Genomic DNA, 4,405 nt, shown 5'->3' with positions numbered 1-4,405 from the left:
AAGACGCCGGCGTGCAGATGATCGTCGACATGCCGGACGAAGACGTCATCGCCGAGGTCGATCCGCGGCGGGTCGAGCGGATTCTGCGCAATCTGATCGCGAATGCGATCGACCACGCCGAACACAAACCGGTCCGGATCAGGATGGGCTACGACGAGGACACCGTCGCGGTCACGGTTCGCGACTACGGCGTCGGACTCCGGCCGGGCGAGGAGAAACTGGTGTTCAGCCGGTTCTGGCGCTCCGACCCGTCGCGGGTGCGCCGGTCCGGCGGGACCGGTCTGGGACTGGCGATCAGCGTGGAGGACGCCCGTCTGCACCAGGGCCGGCTCGAGGCATGGGGGGAGCCCGGCAACGGCGCCTGCTTCCGCCTCACCCTGCCGCTGGTGCGCGGGCACAAGGTGACCACCAGCCCACTGCCGATGAAACCTGTTGCCCCGGATCGCAATGAGCAGCCACCGCGACAACGCGAGCACGCGGATAGGAGCGTGTGATGCGGCGCTTGGCTGCACTGCTGGTCACGGTCGGCGTCGTCCTGACGGCATGCGCCGGTGTGCCCAACAGCTCGGCGCCGCAGGCCATCGGCAGGGTCGACCGGCCGGCGCCGGCCAACCTGCCCAAGCCGACACCCGGTATGGATCCCGATGTGCTGCTGCGCGAATTCCTCAAGGCCACCGCCGATCCCGCCAACCGGCACCTGGCGGCCCGGCAGTTCCTCACCCAGACGGCCTCCAATAAATGGGACGATGCGGGCAGCGCGCTGCTGGTCGACCACGTGGTGTTCGTCGAAACCCATAGTGCCGAGCGGGTTTCGGTGGCCATGCGGGCCGAGGTACTCGGTTCGCTGTCCGATATCGGAGTGTTCGAGACCGCCGAGGGACAGCTGCCCGACCCCGGGCCGATCGAATTGGTCAAGACGCCGGGCGGTTGGCGCATCGACAAGCTGCCCGACGGGGTGTTTTTGGACTGGCAGCAATTCCAGGCCACCTACAAGCGCAACACGCTGTATTTCTCCGACCCGACCGGTAGGACGATGGTGCCGGACCCGCGCTACGTCGCGGTGTCCGATCGTGACCAGCTGGCAACGGAATTGGTCTCCAAGCTGATCGCTGGCCCACGACCGGAGATGGTGAAAAGCGTGCACAACATGCTGACTCCACCAGTGCGACTGCGTGGCCCGGTGACTCGTGCCGACGGCGGAAAGAGCGGTGTCGGCCGCGGCTACGGCGGTGCCCGCATCGACTTGGAATTGCTGACCGTTGCCGACCCGCGAAGCAGGCAATTGGTTGCCGCGCAGATCATCTGGACGCTCGCGCGCGCAGACATCAAGGGCCCGTACGTGATCAAGGCAGACGGTGCATCGCTCGACGAGCGCTTCGCCGACGGATGGACCACCGCCGACGTCGCCGCGACCGACCCGGGCGTGGCCGAAGGCGCGGCCGCCGGGGTGCATGCGCTGATCGGCGGTCGCGTCGTGGCACTCGACGGCCAGCGCTCCGACCCGGTGCCCGGTGCGTTCGGCCGGGCCACCGACCAGTCCTCTGCCGCGCTGTCCCGCAACGGGCATCGGGCGGCCTCGGTGGTGGTGCAACGGCCCGGCGCCCCCGACATGGCGTCGTCGTTGTGGATCGGTGACCTCGGCGGTGAGGCGGCCGAAGCCGCTGACGGACACACCCTTTCGCGGCCGACCTGGTCATTGGACGACGCGGTGTGGGTGGTGGCAGACGGCAACACCGTGCTGCGCGCCATTCAGGAGACCGCCTCCGGCCAGCCGGCCCGGCTGCCGGTCGACTCAGCTGCGGTGTCCAGCCGTTTCCCGGGAGTGATCGCCGAGTTGCAGCTGTCCCGCGACGGCACGCGAGCGGCGATGGCGATCAACGGCCAGGTAATCCTGGCCAGCGTGGAACAGACACAGGCCGGTCAGTTCGCACTGGCCTATCCGCGGCGGCTCGGTTTTGGGTTGGGCTCCTCGGTGGTGTCGTTGGCCTGGCGCACCGACGAAGACATCGCGGTGAGCCGCAACGACGCCGTGTTTCCGGTGTCCTACGTGAACATCGACGGGGTGAACTCCGATGCGCCGAGCGGCAATTTGCAGCAGCCGGTCGGGGTGATCGCGGCGAATCCGTCGACGGTCTACGTCGCCGATCCGCGTGGCGTGATGCAGCTTTCCATGTCCGGCGCCGAGGGGTTGTCGGGTTGGCTGGACGTGCCGGCGTTCATGGCGGGCGGCGCGATCCCGGTGATGCCGGGGTAAGTAGCGCCGCCGGGCGTCGTCATACCGGCACCAGTCGGGCCGAGGAGGCTTGGCCGGCCGGTTTTCTATCGAAGGTCCACAATGGTTGGGCGTTGGATAATTCCGCGTATGTCACCAGGCAGCAATCCTCGAACGACAGCTTCGGATGATCCGTGAAAAGCCGCAGTGCGCGCACGAACAGGGTTCGGTTGCAATCGATGTGGGTCAACGACATCATGCCTTCGATCGCCTCGGCTGCTTCGTCGCGGCTGAAGTGGTAGTGGCGGCACAGCGCGAAGACCACCTCGATGACGGCGACGTCGGACACCACGAATGGTGCATCGGTACGTTCAAGTAGCGTGACGGCCGCCGCATGTTGGTCGGGAACATCGTTGAGCAGCAAGCGACACAAGGCATCGGCGCACTACCACCCCGGCCCAGCGGATCCCGGTGAAGGTGTCCAACTCGGCTGCTGCCGCGCGCCGTAGGTGCTGGCCCACCACTGCGCATACTGGTGGGCCTGATAGGTCTGCTGTTGTAACGATTTTCGCGCAGACGAGTTGCTCAACAGTGCGATGGGGTTCAGCAGCACCGACAAGAAACTCCACCAGCCGAAGATCAGGTTGTGCTGCTGAGCGCGGGTGATGGCCGCGTCGCATTGGGCGTAACTGCCGGTGATGGTCTGTCGCTGGTTGAACCAAAGAAACAGTGCCCCGGTGTGTTTGGTGACGGTCACACGAAACACCGGTCCGGGCGGGACGGGCTGCACTGGTCCGACGGGCTGGACCGGTACGGGTTGGCCATTGCCACTGGCTGGATACATGGATCCTCCTTTCCCGTGCCGACCACTCGCGCACCGTGGGCATCGAACTGCGTGTCAGCCTAGCGACCAAGGGTCGCTAACAGCCGGAATACCGGGGCTCTGATCGAAGACCGGCGGAGGTGTTCCGTCAGTCCAGCTCAAGACACTCGAGGCCTTGCATCGCCGACGGACATTCATCATCCGTTCCGGGCTGAACATTTTTGGGGTGGTCGCCTCGCGACTCAGGGTCCCGGAAAAGTCACGTCTTATGAGGTCAGGATCAGTTTGAGAGCGTGATCTGGGTGTCTGGCGTGGTGACGTAGGCCGGCGGCGATGTTGTCCCAGCCGGCGATCCGCAGCATGCTGATCGCGAAGTTGCGGCAGCTGGCCATCACCCGTGGCGCCTGTCCGGTACGTACTTGAGAACCGTACTCTGCGAACGTCAGGTCTCGGACCCAGTGGAGGCGATTTTCTATGCCCCAGTGGCCTTGTACCCAGGCGGCGAGTCGCTGCGGCGGCGCGTCGGTGTGGTTCACGGAGGTGATCAGGTAGACGACCTCAACGGTCTTGGTTGTTTTGTCGGTGGCGGTGCGGCGCAGTTGGGCGACTTGGGCCGCACCGGGGAAATCGATCCAGTCGGGAACAGAACATCGGCGACCTTGATCGTGCGGGTGACCCGCCGGCCGCGGTCAGTGGTCCTCGCCGTTGTGACGGGCATGTCCTTCCACGGCAGCTTCTAGAGCTTGTGGTGCAGGGTGGGCATGTTTGCCTTCACCGTGAACACGTAGTCCCCGCCTGCTGCGGTGATGGCTGCGGCGGTGTCGGTCTGGGTGTGCATCGCATCGAGAGTCCCCACCGCGCCGTCGAGATCAAGGTGGCTCAACAGTGTTCGGGCTGCGGGTATTTCGTTGCTTTTCGCATCGACGGCAACCTGTCCGAGGACGACACCGGCGCCGTGGTCGAATGGGGCCTTACCGTCGGGGCGAGTACGTGCGCCTCGCACGGTTTTGCCGTCCAGAGCAATCACGCGGCGTTGGTCGACGGTGAAGGTTCGCGTCCACGTCCACTGACCCAGCGCCCGATCCAGGGCGTCGGCATCCAGGCGGGCGAACAACTTTCTCAACGTCGACTCGTCCGGCGCGTTGCCGCTGGTGAGTCCGAACGACAGCAGTATGTCGGCTGTGCTCTCCGCGGCCCATTGGCCGATCGCCGCGAACGAGCGGCACCCGGCCACGGTGGCGGTGACTGCCAACGCAAGCACCCCGATCAACGAGTAGCGCACCCCGCGCCGATCGCGTGGGTCGGGCACCCTCGCCATCGCGCGCGCTCGCGCGCTCGCTGCCAACAGTTGTTCGTTGCGCGTCGTGTTC

Annotated in this window: 6 protein-coding genes; 2 read left to right on the top strand and 4 right to left on the bottom strand. The window is 65.9% G+C overall.

What is annotated here, in order from left to right:
* On the top strand, positions 1-494 hold a 494-nt coding region (locus tag AC2VOU_RS19895; RefSeq protein ID WP_486958908.1), incomplete at its 5' end, for a sensor histidine kinase.
* Positions 494-2,254 (top strand): MtrAB system accessory lipoprotein LpqB, encoded by a 1,761-nt coding sequence (lpqB, locus tag AC2VOU_RS19890; RefSeq protein ID WP_486958907.1) that lies wholly within the window; start codon positions 494-496, stop codon positions 2,252-2,254. The genes AC2VOU_RS19895 and lpqB, both read left to right, overlap by 1 nt.
* Positions 2,255-2,273: 19 nt before the next feature.
* On the opposite strand, the gene AC2VOU_RS19885 is transcribed toward lpqB, so the two are convergent.
* The 4 genes from AC2VOU_RS19885 to AC2VOU_RS19870 all read right to left on the bottom strand — a co-directional run.
* On the bottom strand, positions 2,274-2,636 hold the full coding sequence (locus tag AC2VOU_RS19885) for a PIN domain-containing protein (RefSeq protein WP_486958906.1): 363 nt from the start codon (positions 2,634-2,636) through the stop codon (positions 2,274-2,276).
* Between the two features lie 21 nt (positions 2,637-2,657).
* A complete protein-coding gene (locus AC2VOU_RS19880) occupies positions 2,658-3,056 on the bottom strand; it encodes a hypothetical protein (protein WP_486958905.1) in 399 nt (132 codons plus the stop codon).
* Positions 3,057-3,301: 245 nt separating this feature from the next.
* Positions 3,302-3,571: a hypothetical protein gene (locus AC2VOU_RS19875; RefSeq protein WP_486958904.1), complete on the bottom strand. Its 270-nt coding sequence runs from the start codon at positions 3,569-3,571 to the stop codon at positions 3,302-3,304.
* A gap of 200 nt (positions 3,572-3,771) precedes the next feature.
* The coding region (locus AC2VOU_RS19870) for an ISAs1 family transposase (RefSeq protein ID WP_486958903.1) at positions 3,772-4,405 on the bottom strand (634 nt) is incomplete at its 5' end.

The organism is Mycobacterium sp. TH-M25, from assembly GCF_057473665.1.
This window is presented reverse-complemented; position numbering and strand designations above follow the sequence as displayed.

What these genes read in the sequence shown, in the direction of transcription:
- lpqB (WP_486958907.1), top strand. Translation starts at nt 494, where the DNA reads ATGCGGCGCTTGGCTGCACTGCTGGTCACGGTCGGCGTCGTCCTGACG.
- AC2VOU_RS19880 (WP_486958905.1), bottom strand. Translation starts at nt 3,056, where the DNA reads ATGTATCCAGCCAGTGGCAATGGCCAACCCGTACCGGTCCAGCCCGTC.